The following is a 16,059-nucleotide window of genomic DNA, read 5'->3' as shown; positions in this document are numbered from 1 at the left end:
TTGCGCGCGCTCATTCCGGCGGACATTGCCCGTTCCGGATGACATCCGCGCAACGCGGCCCGCGCCGGAAATCGTCGTAACTTACGCTCCACGAGCCCTCGTTGGCGGCGCGGTAAGGTCCGAACTTGAAATACTGCTTCTTTCCGAGGCCTGGACCGCGATGGCCGATCGGGCCTTTGATCGTGGCGACGTGTCGGCCGTTCGCCACGATCTCGACATGGCCGTTGCCCTGCGGGCCGGGGCTTGAGCGAAAGACGAAGTCGATCCAGCCCGCGCGAGCAGGCGGCAGCCCGGCGTGATGGGTCACCTGGATTGCTGGCGCGCAGGCATTGAAATAGGCGGGATAGTCGGCCCGCGTGCCGCCGGTCTCGAGCGCAACCAGTGCGCGGGTCTGCCGCGCGACACGACGGTTCACGGCCAGGGCCTCTCCGGGGAGGCAGCCGTCTGGGCGTTCTGCGCCGCCGATCGGAAAGACCTCGATCATGTCGGTCTCTACGGTGACACCAAGCCGCCCCTGAAACAGCCTGAGCGCCAGAAAGGGCGAATAATCTCCGTCTGCTCCGGGCGTGATCTGGCGCTTCCACTGCGCCATGACATAGCGGGCATCGTCTTGCGGCACGGGATCGTCGAGGCGTATGGCGAAGCCGTGCCAGACCGTCTGATCGTAGCTTGCCAGGACCTCGGGCTTCTCCCAGACCTCGGCCCTTTCGCTGCAGTTGCGCGCGCCCTTCGCGCAGAGCGGCTTGACCGACAGGGTCAGCGCACCTCTGCCATCCGGGGTGGCTTTCTCCTGAAATGTCACCTGCCCGGCGCGCTGTTCGGCATTGTCCTTGTAGTAGAGGCCGCCTTCGGGCGCGAAGCGCCCGGCACCGAAGCCATCCCTGAGGAGCAGCGAAGATCCGTCCTGGGCCGCAACAAATGACGGCGTTGCCAGCGCGAGCAGGACAATCCCCGCCAACCGGCGTCCGACACCTCTCAGCCGCATCCTTGTCCCTCCGCGCATTGTGATCGAAACATGCGGCCGGGGGCCAAGCAAGCCGTGGGCATGCCGCATTGCGACATTGCGCAAGCGCCGTGACTGACACACATATGACGCGAAACTCAATAAGCGGTGCACCATCCGGTCCGCCAGACAGGACGTCCCTTGGAGACGAACCTCTTTCGTTACATCTGGCAGAAGAGCCGTGGCGAACAGATCGTCGTCCTGCTGATCATCCTTGCCTCGATTCCATTCAACTGGGTCTCGTTTGTCGTGCCAAAGCGCATCGTCAACGATGCGATCCAGGGCGGAGCCTTCAAGGACGGCAATACCAGCACCACGCTGATGGACATCACGCTGCACTGGCCGGAGATGCTCGGTGGCGGCAGTATTCATCTCTTCGATGGCTTCCAGGTCGGCCAACTCGGGCTGCTTTTCGGCCTGAGCTTCTATTTCCTTGTACTGGTGCTGATCAACGGCGTCTTCAAGTACGTGATCAACGTGCGCAAGGGCATCCTCGGCGAACGTATGCTGAGGCGCATGCGTTATGACCTGTTCAGCCAGCTCATGCGCTTCCAGCCGGAGGACATCAGGTCCGTCAAGCCGGCCGAAGTGGCGAGCATGATCAAGGACGAGGTCGAGCCGGTCGGTGGCTTCGTCGGCGATGCCTTCATCCAGCCGGTCTTCCTGCTCAGCCAGGCGTTGACGGCGCTCGTCTTCATCATGGTGCAAAGCGTCTGGCTGGGCTCGATCGCACTGGTCATCGTCATCGCCCAGGCGATCATCATTCCGATCCTGCGCCGGGAGCAGTTGCGGCTTGGCCGCGAACGGCAGATCGCATCGCGTCTGCTTGCGGGGCGGATCGGCGAGATCGTCGATGCTGGTCCGACCATCCAGGGGCATGGTGTCACCAATTACATGCAGTCGGATATTGCCGGACGTCTCGGCAACCTCTTCGACATCCGCTACGCGCTCTACAAGCGCAAATTCGCGGTCAAGTTCCTCAACAACCTGCTGGCGCAGATCACGCCATTCTTCTTCTACGCAGTCGGGGGCTATTTCGCCCTGCAGGGCCGGCTTGATATCGGCCAGCTCGTTGCCGTCATCGCGGCCTATCGCGATTTGCCGCCGCCGATCAAGGAACTGATCGACTGGGATCAGCAGCGCAACGACGTCACCATCAAGTACGAACAGGTCGTCGGCCAGTTCAACCCTGACGAGACGATGGTGCTCGACGAGGAGGAGGATTGTTCGAACCTGCCCGACAAGGGCGAGATCAGGCTCGACAGTGTCCAGATGCTCGATAACCGCGGCCAGCCGCTGCTGTCGCCCTTGTCGTTTCAGGTGCCCCGTCCCAGCGTCGTTGCCGTCATCGGGCCGCCCGGGGGCGCGCGCGACGTCTTCGGCCGCATCCTCGGACGGCAGATCATGTCCTATTCGGGACGGGTCCTGATCGACAGGATCAGCCTCTCGCGATTTTCGGTCGAGAAGGCAAGCCATCTGATCGGTTATGCCGGTCAGGAGGTCGAGATCATCAACGGCACATTGCGCGACAACATCCTGCTGCCCCTCAGGCGCCGGCGGCCGAGCCTGAAGCCAAAGGAACCGATCACGCCGCAAGAGCACAGGCGGCTGATGGAAGCGGTCCGTTCCGGCAATACGCCCTTCTCGTTTGCTGCCGACTGGACCGACTATGAAGGGGTGGGGCTCGCCGACGCCGCCGAGCTTGAAGCGCATATCCAGCGGATTCTGGAGGTCCTTGGCTGCGACGAGGACGTCTACGAACTCGGACTGGACGGCAAGGTCGTCCTGCCGCTCGACCAGTCGATCATCGACAGGATCACCGAAGCCCGCAAGGTCGTGGCGGCGGAACTGTCCAAGAGCAAGCTTGCCGGACTGGTCGAGACATTCGATCCCAAACGCTACAATGCCAACGCGACCATTGCGGAGAATCTGATATTCGGGGCGCGCAAGGGCGCGCGTTTCGCGAATGATACCCTGCTGGCGGAGCCCTATGCGCGCGCCCTGATGCAGGCCGAAGCGCTGATCGAGCCGCTCGTCGAAGTGGGGGCGCGCATCGTCTCGACGGTGGTCGAGATCTTCGAGGGACTGCCGGCCGGCCATGCCTTGTTCGAAAGATATTCCTTTGGCACGAACTTCGACTTCGAGATGCTCAAGGGCCTGGCCTCCGTTCTGGCCAAGCACGATATGCGCAGCCCGCTCGATCCGGAAACGGAGCGAAACCTGATGGCGCTCGCGCTCGGCTATATCGAGCCGAAGCACCGCCTCAACTTGCTCGATGACGCCCTGCGGCGGCGGATTTTGCGTGCGCGGGCAAGTTTCAAGGCCCATTTGCCGGCGGATGCTGCCAATTCGGTCGATTTCTATGACCCCGAGCGCGTCATGGATGGTGCCAGCATCCGCGACAATCTCCTGTTTGGGCGTATCGGTTTCGGCATCAGCGATGCCGGCCGCAAGGTTGCCGACATCATGCGAACGGCGCTGTCTCGCGCAGGTCTGGACGGCTCGCTCTATCGCGTCGGACTGAACACCGATTGCGGGTTGCGCGGTCGCTACTTGCCGGCCCGGATCCGGCTCGCGATCCCGCTCGCCCAAGCCTTGATCAAGGTGCCGCAGATCGCGATTCTCGATCCGAGCGCGCTGCTTGCCACGACGAACAAGGGTGACGAAATCATCAGCCGCTTGCGCAAGCATTGTGCCGGGATGACACTGTTTCTACTTCTTGGTGATGGTAGTCTCGCCAGAGACATTTCGCCGAGGCTCGTGTTCAACGGATCCTTCGGCGTGATTGAAGACGGCGACAGCGATGGCGAGGACGAAACGGAACATCGAACCGTTTCGCCTCCATTGCGGGTCGCCGAGGGGGTAGAGGTGCGACAATGACGCTCGAGAGCGATATCGCCTGCCTGCGGTGCATACCGCTCTTTCGCAGCCTGCCGGCGCCACGGCTCAAGCTTGTGGCCTTGATGGGTGAACGCCTGCATTTCGAGCCGGGGACCGTCATCATCCGGGAAGGAGAGAGGCCGCAAGGCGTCTACTTTATCCTGGAGGGGGAGGTGGAGCTCCTCCACATGGAGGGTGAACGCCCCGCCAAGCGCTTCCAGTTCGAGACGGGAAGCATCTTCGGCGACGTGCCGATGCTGAGCGACCAGGCCTATCTCGGCGAAGCTGTCGCCAAGACCGAAGTCTGCGCGCTGCGTCTGCCGAAGGATCTGTTCTTCGAACTGCTCGGCACCGTCCCCGATTTCAGCGTTGCGCTGTCCCGTGATCTGGCCTCGCGCCTGTACCGACTGGCCAATTACGTCCTGCATAGCGAGAAGGTCCATTGAGGACACGGGAAAGCTCATGAGTCTGCCGCAGACCGGCACGAAGCGTTCGCCTGGATTCGATGCCGGCATGAACCAGGTTTCGTCCTGGAGCCGGGATATTCGCCTGGTGTCAGGGTTCATCCTGCTCGCCTTCGCAACGACCCATTTCCTCAACCATGCCGTGGGGATCGCCGGTCTCGCGGCGATGGAGCAGGTGCAGGAATGGCGTTACGCAATCTGGCATTCCTGGCCGGGAACCGTCGCGCTCTATGGCGCTCTGATCGTTCACCCGCTCTTTGCCCTGGTGCGGGTCGCGCAGCGCCGGACTTTCCGCATGCCGGTGCGCGAAATCCTGCAGATCGCTCTGGGCCTCGCCATCCCCCTGCTTCTCGTCGACCATATCGTCAGCACCCGGATCATCGGGCATTATTTCCATATCGACGAGAGCTACCACGCGGTGCTGCGACGGCTCTGGCCCGGGCACGCCTTGGCGCAGTCTCTGCTCCTGCTCCTGGTCTGGACGCATGGCATGATCGGGCTGCACTTCATCCTGCGCAGCCGGGATAGCTACGCGCGATGGCGCGATCCCTTTCTTCTGGTCGCGATCCTGATTCCGGTTCTTGCCCTGATCGGCTTCTCCGTCGCTGCGCGCGAGGCGGTGCAAATGGCCCTGCCGCCGGAGGCACGCAGCGACGCCCGCTCGGCCATGTCCAACTGGCACGAAATGTGGGTGAAGAGCAGCTTCTTCGGGCTCGTCGGCGCCTTCGCGATCTTCGTTGCCTTCCGTGAGTTCCGGGTGCGGACGACCCGTGCGATCACGGTGCGCTTCGTCGGCCATGGCGTGCGCAAGGTCGTGCCCGGACCAACCGTGCTCGAGCTGTTCCGGCGCTTCAATATTCCCCATGCGGCGCTTTGCGGTGGGCGCGCGCGCTGTGCCACCTGCCGCGTGCTGGTCCTCGATGGTGCGGATGAGCTTCCGGCGCCAGGGCCGAACGAGGCGAAGCTGCTCCGGCGGATTTCGGCGCCGCCGCGTGTCCGCCTCGCCTGCCAGATCCGACCGCGCGACGACCTGCAGGTGCAGTTGCTGCTCGCATCCAAACTGGGATCGGCCATACGAGCCGTCGAACTGGATAGTTCCATTGCCCGGCGCGGCCTGACCGTGATGGTGGCCGATTTGCGCGCTTTCTCGGCGCTGTCGGAGCGGCAATTGCCGCATGAGCTGATCGGATTGCTCAATCGCTTCTTCGACGAGATGGCTCAGGCGATCATCGCTCATGGTGGGCGCATCGATGCTCTCTATGGCGATGGCTTCATGGCGGTGTTCGGCCTGGAAGCCAGCCCGGCCAAGGCGGCGCTGGCTTCGATCGCGGCTGCTGGCGACATCGTGCGGGCGGTCGACGCCCTGAATCGTGAGTTCAGCGCGGCCCTGCCGCTGCCGCTGCGGATCGGCATCGGCATCCATACCGGCCAGGCTGTGGTCGGCGCGGTCGAGAATGACAGCCTCGGTCGGCATGAGATCACGGTCGGCGAGACGGTGGCGATCGCGAGCCAGTTCGAGGCCGCGACACGGCGTGTTCTCGCCGATATCGTGGTTTCGGAGACGACTGTTGCAGTGACCGGCCGGAGTTTTGCGGAAGCCGTTCCCCTGAAGGTGATGATCAAGGGCCGGGATGCGCCGATGGCGGCCTATGGCTTCGCCAGGACGCCGCGCATCGATGCTGCAGATGAGGCTGACGCGGTGGACGCCGGCGCAGTGGCCGCGCAAGGCGCGACGCAGGATGCTGGCAATGGGGAGCGGCGGGCGCCCACGGAGACGCCCATCCCCGCGAAACCAGCTGGACGGCGCCCCAAGACACAGGCTGACCAGAAGCCCGAAAATCAGGACGTCTGAAGCTCAGAGCGGGCCATAGACCAGGAAGCGGCGGCGGTCATATCCGGCGCTGCGCAATGCCGGATCGTCGATGGTCATGGCGAGATCGATGAGAGGCGGAGCCGGCCGTGTCGCCGTGATCGCGCCGATCTGGCCGAGGGCGCGTTCCAGATCGAGCGCGTAGTCGATCACAAGGGTTTCAGCTGCCTCCGCGAGGGCGAGCAGTTCGGGCGCGGTTGCCGCCGCTCCCCCGAAGGGCTTCAGCGACAGGCCGAGCAGTACCAGCGCATAGGGTTTCGGCGGGGCAAGCGCGATGGCCTGAAGCTTGGCGGCCTGATGCAGGACCGTGCAGGGCTTACCGTTCAGCATGCCTGCTTTGAAAGCCGGGATCTTCGGGTCGATCACCGTCACCGATTGCGGGGAATGCGTGAGAAAGCCCGTGATTGGCAGCCCGGCGCCACCGATCTCCACGATATGCGGGCAGTGCCGCACCGCATGCGCGGCGAGGACCTGCCTCAAGCAGGCGCCGGGGCCGGCAAGATGGGGCAGCAAGGTCCCCGAAGGGGCCATTGCGCCGTCATTCTCGTGACTGGCCTTTATATCCGGGCTTGCATATGGTCCGGCCGAATTCATCCCACCCCTTCGCGATACGGCATGACAACCGACACGCCTTCGGACGCCTTCTACGACATTCTGCGCGGTGTCGCAGCCCTGACTGGAAACAGGGTCGTGGCCGATCTGGCGCGGCTGATCGGGCAGGGGATGCCGCCAGAACTCTGGATCGCCTTCAACCACAAGCAGATCGCGTCCAAGCGCTGGCTGGTCGACGCGCTGGCGGAGACCTTGCCGCGTCCCGACGGGCCGGTCTGGGTGCTCGGGGCCTGGTACGGCGTGCTCGGGGCTCTGCTGCTGGACGATCCGCGACTCGACCTCGACAAGGTCGTCAGCCTCGACCGCGATCCCGCTTGTGCGGAGATCGCCCAACGCCTGAACCGCCGCCATGTCGCCAAGGAGCGCTTCAGCGCTGTCACCGCCGATATGATGCAGCTCGATTTCACGAGCGAGCGGGAGCAGCCAGGCCTGGTGATCAACACGAGCTGCGAGCATCTTTCCGATGTGCCCGGCTGGGTCGCGTCGCTGCCGCCCGGCCTGCCGGTGCTGCTGCAGTCGAACGATTATTATCGCGAGCCGGACCACAAGAGCTGCGTCGCCAGCCTTGAAGCGTTCAAGGAGCAGGTCGGACTGTCCGAGATCCATTTCTCCGGTGCGCTGCCGAGCAAGAACTATACGCGCTTCATGCTGATCGGCCGGCGATGAGCGAGGCGAAGCAGCCGCGGATCGCGATTGCGATGAAGGGCTATCCGCGCCTGTCGGAGACGTTCATCGCGCAGGAATTGCTGGGCCTGCAGCAGCGCGGGCTGCCCTTCTCGATCTGGTCGCTGCGTCAGCCGACGGATGGCGCGCGCCACCTCATGCACAAGCAGATCACGGCGCCCGTGACCTACCTGCCGGAATATCTGCATGACGAGCCGGGCCGTGTGCTGCGCGGCATCGGGCGGGCTCTGCTCCGGCCAGGATTCCTTCGGCTCCTGCCGGTCTTCCTGCGCGATCTTGCCCGTGATCCGACGCGCAACAGGGTGCGCCGCTTCGGTCAGGCCTGCGTGATGGCGCGGGAACTCCCTGATAGCATTGACCATCTGCACGTTCATTATCTGCACACGCCGGCCTCGGTGATCCGTTACGCGGCGCTGCTGCGCGGTTTGAGCTGGTCCTTTTCTGCCCATGCCAAGGATATCTGGACGACCCCGGACTGGGAGAAGCGCGAAAAGATCGCCGACGCGGCCTGGGGCGTCACCTGCACCCGTGATGGGCATGCGGAGCTGATCCGGCTTGCGGATCGTACCGACAAGGTCGCTCTGCTCTATCACGGGCTCGACCTGGCGCGGTTTCCCGCGCCTCCGGTTGCGCGGGCCATGCGCGATGGTCGCGACCCCGCCGATCCGGTGCGTTTCATCACGATAGGCCGGGCGGTGGAGAAGAAGGGTTTTGACGATCTGCTCGGCGCTCTGGCGGCGCTGCCGGCAGAATTGCACTGGCGGCTGACCCATATCGGCGGCGGCGAAAGGCTCGCTGCGTTGAAGGCGTTGTCGGCAGAACTCGGACTGGCGCAGCGGGTGACCTGGGCGGGGCCGAAGGCGCAGCAGGAGGTGATCGCGGCCCTGCGCGAGGCGGATCTCTTCGTATTGCCCTCGAGGCAGGCGGGCGATGGTGATCGCGATGGTCTGCCCAATGTCGTGATGGAGGCCGCCAGCCAGGCCCTGCCGATCGTTGCGACCGATTTCGCAGGCATTCCCGAGTTCGTACGCGAAGGCGTCGAAGGTGTGCTCGTCGCGCCGGGCGATCGGGTGGCACTGGCGCGGCAATTGGCTGATCTGGCGTCATCCCCCATGCGGCGCGCAGCCCTTGGACAGGCCGCCTTCCAGAGACTGGCGCAGGCTTTCTCGGCAGCGGCGGGACTCGATCGCGTCCAGGCGATGCTGCTGAAAGCGGCGAACCGGCGGCGATCATGACGCCCCGCGCTCTGATCGCCGTCACACACCTGCTCGGCAGCGGTCATCTTGTCAGGGCCACACATCTTGCGCGTGCCCTTGGGGCTGCCGGATTCGAAACCATGCTGGTCAGTGGCGGGGCCGCCCAACGATCCGTCCCGGACGGTCCGTTCACCTTCGCCCAGTTGCCGCCGGTCAGGGTCGAGGGCGTCGACTTCCGGAATCTGCTCGATCCTGAGGGGAACCCGGTTTCGCAGGATTATCGCGCCTCGCGCCGGGGGATGCTCTCCGATCTCACGGCGCAGCACCGGCCCGATGTCGTCATCACCGAGCATTTTCCGTTTGGACGCCGACAATTGGCCGATGAATTTCTCGGCCTGATCGGCGTGGCGAGGGCGGCCAATCCAAGGACTCTGGTTCTGTCCTCGGTGCGGGATGTCCTGGTGACGCCGCGCGGCGATCGCATCCGTGAGGCCGAAGAGCGCATCGCGACACATTTCGACGCGGTCCTCGTCCATGGCGATCCAGCCTTCCTGCCGCTGGAGCGGTCCTGGCCGGTAGCGCCAGAGCTGGCGCGAAAGCTGCGCTACACCGGTTACCTGACAGGGCCTGAGGAACGCGCCGCTCCCTTGGAGCCGGGCGAGATCGTGGTGTCCGGAGGTGGTTCGGCTGCAGCCTTGCCGTTGTTCGAGCTTGTCATCGCGACTGCGACGCGGATGGGCAATCGCAGGCGCTGGCGTATACTTGGCGGTCAGGGGATTGGCGCAGCAGAATTCGCCGAGCTGGAGGGCAAGGTCCCGGCGCATGTCCGCGTAGAACGTGCGAGACCGGATTTCCCAGGACTGCTTGCAGGATGTGCGCTTTCGATCAGCCAGGCCGGCTACAACACGGTGCTCGATCTGGTCCGCGCCGGGCGGCCGGCCATCGTGGTGCCCTTCGATGCCGGAAACGAGACCGAGCAGGCGGTCCGCGCCGAGGCGATGGAGCGTGCGGGCCTCGCACGCTGTCTGCGCCTGTCCGGACCTGATTCGCTGACACCGATCGGGTTGGAGGAAGCGGTGACGGAGATGCTGGGGGCCGGTGCGGCCCCACCGCTCACGATCGACAGGGCAGGGGCCGAAACCTCCGTCGCGGTCATTGCTAAGCTGCTGGCCGAACGCGCCTGAGCGCTCGCCATGTCTTTTGTGACATGCCTCCTGCGTATTGCCGTTGCGGCGGTTTGCGAATTGCCGCTCCGACGCTTTCGCACTAATTAGGTTTGGTACGCCTCCCCTTTCGGTCGGCAGTGGGACAACCGGTGGTTCGCCCGGCACTGTTCTGCGCCCGGAGACAAGACAATGACGACGACGATTGCCCAGGGCCTTCCCGATATGAAGCTGTCGGTGCGCCAGACTTTTGGGATCGACTCCGATCTCGAAGTGCCGGCCTACTCGCAGGCTGACGCCCATGTGCCCGATCTCGACGTCGACTACCGATTTGACCGGGACACCACGATCGCGATTCTCGCGGGCTTTGCGCATAATCGACGCGTCATGATCTCGGGCTATCACGGCACCGGCAAATCGACCCATATCGAACAGGTCGCGGCCCGCCTCAACTGGCCTTGCGTGCGCGTTAACCTCGACAGCCACGTCTCGCGGCTTGATCTCGTCGGCAAGGACGCGATCGTGCTGAAGGAAGGCAAGCAGATCACCGAGTTCCAGGACGGCATCCTGCCCTGGGCGCTGCAGAACAATATCGCGCTCGTCTTTGACGAGTACGACGCCGGTCGTCCGGACGTGATGTTCGTGATCCAGCGCGTGCTGGAGCAGTCCGGCAAGCTGACGCTGCTCGATCAGAAGCGCGTCATCCGTCCTCACCCCGCCTTCCGGATGTTCGCGACGGCGAACACGGTCGGCCTCGGCGACACGTCGGGCCTCTATCACGGCACCCAGCAGATCAACCAGGGCCAGATGGACCGCTGGTCGATCGTGACCACGCTGAACTACCTGCCGCACGACAATGAAGTCGCGATCGTGCTCGCCAAGTCGAAGCACTATCAGGCCTCGCCCGAGGGCAAGGACATCGTCAACAAGATGGTCCGCGTCGCCGACCTGACCCGAAACGCCTTCATGAACGGCGATCTCTCGACCGTCATGAGCCCGCGCACGGTCATTACCTGGGCTGAGAATGCCGCGATCTTCGGCGATATCGGTTTCGCCTTCCGGGTGACGTTCCTGAACAAGTGCGACGAGATGGAGCGCACTCTGGTGGCGGAGTTCTTCCAGCGCTCCTTCGGCAAGGAATTGCCGGAGAGCGCGGTCAACGTCGTTCTGAGCTGAGGGGAAGCGGGTTATGGCGAGCGCGCGCTATCAGGGGAGCTGCCATTGCGGGCGAGTCGGATTCACGGTCGAGGCCAGTCTCGACCGGACGATCACCTGCAATTGCTCCTATTGCCAGCGTCGCGGCTCGATCCTGACCTTTTCGCCGGCGACGGCCTTCACCCTTGAAAAGGGCGAGGATGCGCTGACCGAATACCGTTTCCACACGCAGAAGATCCAGCACCTGTTCTGCGAAACCTGCGGCATCGAATCCTTCGCTCGCGGCTCGATGCCGGACGGCACGCCGATGGCCGCGGTGAATGTCCGCTGCCTCGAGGGTGTCGAGCCCGCCGAACTCGAGTCGACGATGTTCGACGGGCGCTCGCGCTAGCATCAAGTCAAAGGACGGCTCCGCCTTGTCCATCTCCAATCGTAAGCCCGGTCAGCCCAAGGAAGCACCAGCAGAGCCGCTGAAGCGCGCCATTTCCGGTGCGATGAAGGCGATCGCGCGCAAGCCCGAGATGGAAATCGTCTTCGCGGCGGACAAGCCGTCGCTGGTTGGCGAACGCGCTCGCCTGCCCGAGCCGCCGCGCAAGCTGACGATCCAGGATGTCGCGATCCTGCGCGGCCACTCGGATTCGATGGCACTCAGGCTCGCCTGTCATGACGCCTCGATCCACCGCCGTGCCGCACCGGAGGGCGATGCGGCGCGTGCTGTCTTCGACGCCGTCGAGCAGGCCCGGGTCGAATGCGTCGGCTCGCGCCGGATGAGCGGCATGGCCGGCAATATCACCGCCATGCTGGAAGATCGCTACCATCGCGGTGGCCGCTACGAGGAAATCTCCGATCGGGCCGACGCCCCGCTGGAAGACGCTCTCGCATTGATGGTGCGTGAGCGCCTGACGGGGCTGAAGCCGCCGCAGGCCGCGACCAAGATCGTCGATCTCTGGCGCGACGTGATCGAGGCGAAGGCCGGCGCCGATCTCGACCGGTTGTCGCAGTCGGTCGAGGATCAGCGCGCCTTTTCACGGACGGTGCGCGATATGCTGGCGTCCCTCGACATGGCCGAGCAGAGTTCGCAGGGCCAGGACGAGGAAGAGGACGAGGACAACCAGGACCAGTCCTCCGAAGATCAGCAGCAGCAGGATGGCGAGGCCGAGCAGGAAAGCGGTGGCGAGCGTTCGGAGGTCGAGGTCAGCGAGGATGCGACCGACGAACTGCAGGAGGGGGCGTCGGAAGCCACCGATGCTCCGGCCGGCGACTGGGACGAGGAGGATGATTCCTCCGAATCCGAGGAGGCGGGCGAGGCGCCGCGCCCCCGCGAGGGCCGCCAGAACGACCGGCCGCAAACGGACTACAAGCCCTACACCGTCAAGTTCGACGAGACGGTCACCGCCGAGGAACTCTGCGATGCCGAGGAACTGACCCGACTGCGGGCCTATCTCGACAAGCAGCTCGCTCATCTCCAGGGCGTGGTGGCACGGCTTGCCAACCGGCTGCAGCGTCGCCTGATGGCGCAGCAGAACCGGTCCTGGCAGTTCGATCTGGAAGAAGGCTCGCTTGATCCTTCGCGCTTGCCGCGGATCATCATCGACCCGTTCCAGCCGCTCTCCTTCCGGCAGGAATCGGACACGAATTTCCGCGATACGGTCGTGACGCTGCTGATCGACAATTCCGGCTCGATGCGCGGTCGGCCGATCACGGTTGCCGCGACCTGCGCCGACATCCTGGCGCGGACGCTGGAGCGCTGCGGCGTCAAGGTCGAGCTGCTCGGCTTCACCACGCGCGCCTGGAAGGGCGGGTTGTCTCGCGAGGCCTGGCTGCAATCCGGCAAGCCGCCCAATCCGGGCCGGCTGAACGATCTCAGGCACATCATCTACAAGGCGGCGGATGCTCCCTGGCGCCGGGCTCGCAAGAATCTCGGGCTGATGATGCGCGAGGGCCTGCTCAAGGAGAATATCGACGGCGAGGCGCTGGACTGGGCGCATAAGCGGCTGCTCGCGCGGCCCGAGCAGCGCAAGATCCTCATGGTGATCTCGGATGGAGCGCCGGTCGACGATTCGACGCTGTCGGTGAATGCCGGCAATTACCTCGAGCGGCATCTGCGCCATATCATCGCCGAGATCGAGACGCGCTCGCCGGTCGAACTGATCGCCATCGGCATCGGCCATGACGTGACGCGTTATTATCGCCGCGCCGTCACCATCGTCGATGCGGAGGAACTCGGCGGGGTGATGACGGAGAAGCTGGCCGAGCTCTTCGAGGAGGACGGTCCCACCGCTGGCAAGGCCCCGGTTTCTCGTCGCATGCAATGAGGCTGACCAGACGCGGCGTTCTCCTGGGGCTGGGCGCCGCCAGCTTCGGCTTGCCTGCCGCTCAGGCTCAGAGCATCGAGCCGGGCCGTAGAGAGCTCACCATCAGCGTGCGCGGCTTCGATGCTTTCGAGCCGCGCAATCCCGGCAAGAGCCGCTTCGGTCAGCTCAATTTCCGGGGCGGGCTGGTGTTGCGCGGCGACCATCCGCGCTTCGGCGGATTTTCCGGCCTCTGGCGCTCACGCAACGGCGTCGATCTGGTTGCGATCACCGATAACGGTTTCTGGCTGACGACGAAGACTGTCTCGGAGAAGGGGCGGATCGTGCGCTTCGAGCAGGCCGAACTCGGACCAATCCTCGGCGCTTCCGGGCGCCCGCTGCATCGTTCGCGCTATTTCGATACGGAGAGCCTCACGATCGCCGATGGCGTCGCCTATATCGGCGTCGAGCGGACGCATGACGTCCTGCGTTTCGATTGGTCGCGGGACGGTGTCGAGGCGCGTGCGCGCATCGTCCCGGTCCCGCGCGAGGTGAAGCGCCTGCCGAGCAATCGCGGGCTGGAGGCGATTGGTGTTGTTCCGGCCGGGCAACCGCTTGCGGGCGCGGTCGTTGCCATTGCCGAGCGCTCGGGCGGGGAGGACGAACCGACGCTCGGCGTGATCATCGGGGGGCGGCAGCCCGGCCTGTTTCAGGTACGGCGCCATGGCGGCTTCGACATCACCGATCTGGCCTTCCTGCCCGGCGGCGACATGCTGCTGCTGGAGCGCTGGTACAAGCCTCTGCGTGGTGTCGGCATGCGCATTCGCCGCGTTCCCGGCGCAAGCCTCCGGCCAGGTGCGATGCTCGATGGCCCCTCCCTGATCGAGGCCGATCTCGGCCAGGAAATCGACAATATGGAAGGGCTTTGCGTCCATCAGGAGCAGGGCAAGACGGTTCTGACCCTGATCTCGGACGACAATTTTTCCTTCCTGCAGCGCACCGTGCTGCTGGAGTTCGAGTTGGGGTAAGGGGGCCCGCGTAACGTCATGTTCGCGCTTGCGGCGAGCACGAGTCCTGAATGTGCCGGCGACCAAGCACCGTGAACAGACGATACAGGGCTGACCACTCGCCTTCTATGCAAACGAAAAAAGCGGCCTTTCGGCCGCTTCATTCATTCCGTGAAGAAACCGCGCGCTCAGTTGGTCGCGAGCTTCTTCTCGATGTCACGCTTCAGCGTGAGTGCGCCGGTCGAGAGGTTGCCTGCCGGCTCCTTGACCAGGAAAGCGTCAAGTCCGCCACGGTGATCGACCGTACGCAGGGCGTTCGCCGAGACCCGCAGGCGCACGGAGCGGCCAAGCGCGTCCGAACGGAGCGTGACATTGACGAGGTTCGGCCGGAAGACGGTCTTCGTCTTGCGGTTCGAGTGGCTGACGAGGTGCCCGGTGAGGGTGGCTTTCCCGGTCAGTTCGCAACGGCGAGCCATGATATCGTTCCCTTGGAACCGGTTGTCTCAAACAAAAATGCCGACACGCGACGTGCCGGCCCACGAGCACCGGAAGTCAAATTGAAGTCGCGGGTCTATAGCCAAGCCCGGCTGCGGCGTCAAGGACCGCGACAGATTCCATAGCACGATCGGGGCGGCGGCGGCGTGGCGGCATTGCCACTCGCCAAACTTTGCAAAAGGGGTCACGATTCGGACCGATTCGCAGTGCATGCCGGTGCGAAGCATGCCCGTCCGGAGGAGTTGGATGAAGCCCGCCATCGCGTCGTCCCTGGCCGGACTTGGTCTTGCTGCGCTGGCCCTGGCCTCCGGCATCGGGGCGTCGTCAGCGGCGGCTGCCTCGTTGGAGGCCAAATATGATGTCTCCCTGCTCGGCCTGACGCTCGGCACCGCCCATCTCAGCGGCGGCATCGACGGCAGCAGCTACAAGCTCGATATCGTGGCCAAGATGACGGGTCTGGTCGGCAGTTTCACGGGCGGACGCGGCTCAGGGGCGGCAACCGGCAATCTTCATGGCGGGCGCCTGTCGCCTGCAACCTTCGCTGTTTCGTCGGCGAACTCAAGCGAGAGCCGTACCGTGCGCATGGCCCTCGACGGTGGCACGGTGCAGGCCGTGGATATTGCGCCGCCGATCGACGACAAGCCCGATCGTGTGCCGCTCAACGAGAGCCACAAGCGCAATGTGGTTGATCCGATCAGTGCCTTCCTGATGCCTGTGGAGGGCAAGGGCGGGAACGGTGCCGCCTGTAACCGGACGCTGCCGATCTTCGACGGCGCCGCGCGCTATGACATCAAGCTGAGCTATTCCGGTTCGCGCCAGGTGAAGCTCGAGGGCTATAGCGGCCCGGTCACGATCTGCCAGGCGCGTTATGTGCCGATCGCAGGGCATCGGGCCCTGCGGCCGAGCACCAAGTTCATGACCGAGAATCGCGAGATCAACACCTGGCTCGCCCCCGTCAACGGCACCAATGTGATGGTGCCGATCCGCATCTCGGTGAAGACCATGATCGGGACGGCGGTGATCGAGGCATCGAGCTTCAAGGTCGATCCGACCACCACCACGGCCGCGCGGCAGAACTGAGCGGCTCGGTCGCGCCGGGCTGCTTCTCCCGCATCTCGCCGCGCGCCGGCGCCGCAATTGATCAAATGGCAACCGAGCAGGCGCGCGGCGAGATGTGCCGCCTCGGCAGGAAAACCGGCGCCCCTGGATCGCCGCAGAGCAGCGGTTTTGGATAGGTCG

Annotated in this window: 14 protein-coding genes; 11 read left to right on the top strand and 3 right to left on the bottom strand. The window is 64.5% G+C overall.

Annotated features, from left to right (window positions below; translation table 11 throughout):
* Positions 1-10: 10 nt before the first annotated feature.
* Positions 11-985, bottom strand: a complete 975-nt coding sequence (locus AB4099_RS07625; RefSeq protein WP_441477571.1) for a polysaccharide lyase — start codon at positions 983-985, stop codon at positions 11-13.
* A 159-nt stretch (positions 986-1,144) separates the two neighbouring features.
* Between AB4099_RS07625 and AB4099_RS07620 the strand changes: the two genes are divergently transcribed.
* Genes AB4099_RS07620 through AB4099_RS07610 form a run of 3 tightly spaced genes read left to right on the top strand, consistent with a single transcriptional unit; the run spans position 1,145 to position 6,199 of the window.
* Positions 1,145-3,883, top strand: a complete 2,739-nt coding sequence (locus AB4099_RS07620; RefSeq protein ID WP_441477570.1) for an ABC transporter transmembrane domain-containing protein — start codon at positions 1,145-1,147, stop codon at positions 3,881-3,883.
* On the top strand, positions 3,880-4,329 hold the full coding sequence (locus AB4099_RS07615) for a cyclic nucleotide-binding domain-containing protein (RefSeq protein ID WP_113516041.1): 450 nt from the start codon (positions 3,880-3,882) through the stop codon (positions 4,327-4,329). The genes AB4099_RS07620 and AB4099_RS07615 overlap by 4 nt, the downstream gene beginning before the upstream one ends.
* 16 nt (positions 4,330-4,345) lie before the next feature.
* Positions 4,346-6,199 carry an adenylate/guanylate cyclase domain-containing protein gene (locus AB4099_RS07610; RefSeq protein ID WP_441477569.1) on the top strand — a complete coding sequence of 618 codons (1,854 nt, stop codon included), beginning with the start codon at positions 4,346-4,348 and terminating at the stop codon, positions 6,197-6,199.
* 3 nt (positions 6,200-6,202) lie between these two features.
* Here AB4099_RS07610 and AB4099_RS07605 read toward each other — a convergent pair whose 3' ends face one another.
* Entirely contained in the window at positions 6,203-6,748 is a 546-nt protein-coding gene (locus tag AB4099_RS07605; protein WP_441477568.1) for a hypothetical protein, read from the bottom strand.
* An 84-nt stretch (positions 6,749-6,832) separates the two neighbouring features.
* Here AB4099_RS07605 and AB4099_RS07600 point away from each other — a divergent pair, with 84 nt between their 5' ends.
* The 7 genes from AB4099_RS07600 to AB4099_RS07570 all read left to right on the top strand — a co-directional run bounded on the left by AB4099_RS07600 (position 6,833) and on the right by AB4099_RS07570 (position 14,346).
* Positions 6,833-7,495 (top strand): class I SAM-dependent methyltransferase, encoded by a 663-nt coding sequence (locus AB4099_RS07600; RefSeq protein WP_441477567.1) that lies wholly within the window; start codon positions 6,833-6,835, stop codon positions 7,493-7,495.
* Entirely contained in the window at positions 7,492-8,748 is a 1,257-nt protein-coding gene (locus AB4099_RS07595; RefSeq protein ID WP_441477566.1) for a glycosyltransferase, read from the top strand. Before AB4099_RS07600 ends, AB4099_RS07595 begins: the two co-directional genes overlap by 4 nt.
* Positions 8,745-9,893, top strand: coding sequence for a glycosyltransferase family protein (locus tag AB4099_RS07590; protein WP_441477565.1), 1,149 nt, complete (start codon positions 8,745-8,747; stop codon positions 9,891-9,893). The genes AB4099_RS07595 and AB4099_RS07590 overlap by 4 nt, the downstream gene beginning before the upstream one ends.
* Positions 9,894-10,064: 171 nt before the next feature.
* Positions 10,065-11,048: a cobaltochelatase subunit CobS gene (gene cobS / locus AB4099_RS07585; RefSeq protein ID WP_069878864.1), complete on the top strand. Its 984-nt coding sequence runs from the start codon at positions 10,065-10,067 to the stop codon at positions 11,046-11,048.
* A gap of 13 nt (positions 11,049-11,061) precedes the next feature.
* Positions 11,062-11,418, top strand: coding sequence for a GFA family protein (locus AB4099_RS07580; protein ID WP_441477564.1), 357 nt, complete (start codon positions 11,062-11,064; stop codon positions 11,416-11,418).
* Between the two features lie 25 nt (positions 11,419-11,443).
* Positions 11,444-13,342, top strand: a complete 1,899-nt coding sequence (gene cobT / locus AB4099_RS07575; RefSeq protein ID WP_441477563.1) for a cobaltochelatase subunit CobT — start codon at positions 11,444-11,446, stop codon at positions 13,340-13,342.
* Complete coding sequence (locus AB4099_RS07570) at positions 13,339-14,346, top strand: esterase-like activity of phytase family protein (protein WP_441477562.1); 1,008 nt, start codon at positions 13,339-13,341, stop codon at positions 14,344-14,346. Before cobT ends, AB4099_RS07570 begins: the two co-directional genes overlap by 4 nt.
* A gap of 167 nt (positions 14,347-14,513) precedes the next feature.
* Here the strand turns inward: AB4099_RS07570 and rpmB are convergent, their stop codons facing one another.
* Positions 14,514-14,801, bottom strand: a complete 288-nt coding sequence (gene rpmB / locus AB4099_RS07565) for a 50S ribosomal protein L28 (RefSeq protein WP_113516050.1) — start codon at positions 14,799-14,801, stop codon at positions 14,514-14,516.
* A gap of 265 nt (positions 14,802-15,066) precedes the next feature.
* Between rpmB and AB4099_RS07560 the strand changes: the two genes are divergently transcribed.
* A complete protein-coding gene (locus AB4099_RS07560) occupies positions 15,067-15,900 on the top strand; it encodes a DUF3108 domain-containing protein (RefSeq protein ID WP_441477561.1) in 834 nt (277 codons plus the stop codon).
* The last annotated feature ends 159 nt before the right edge of the window (positions 15,901-16,059 follow it).

The sequence above is a fragment of the Allobosea sp. 2KB_26 genome (assembly GCF_052115715.1).
In the GTDB taxonomy this organism is placed as follows: domain Bacteria; phylum Pseudomonadota; class Alphaproteobacteria; order Rhizobiales; family Beijerinckiaceae; genus Allobosea.
Note: the sequence above shows the minus strand (reverse complement) of the source record. Positions and strands in the feature narration are given on the sequence as shown.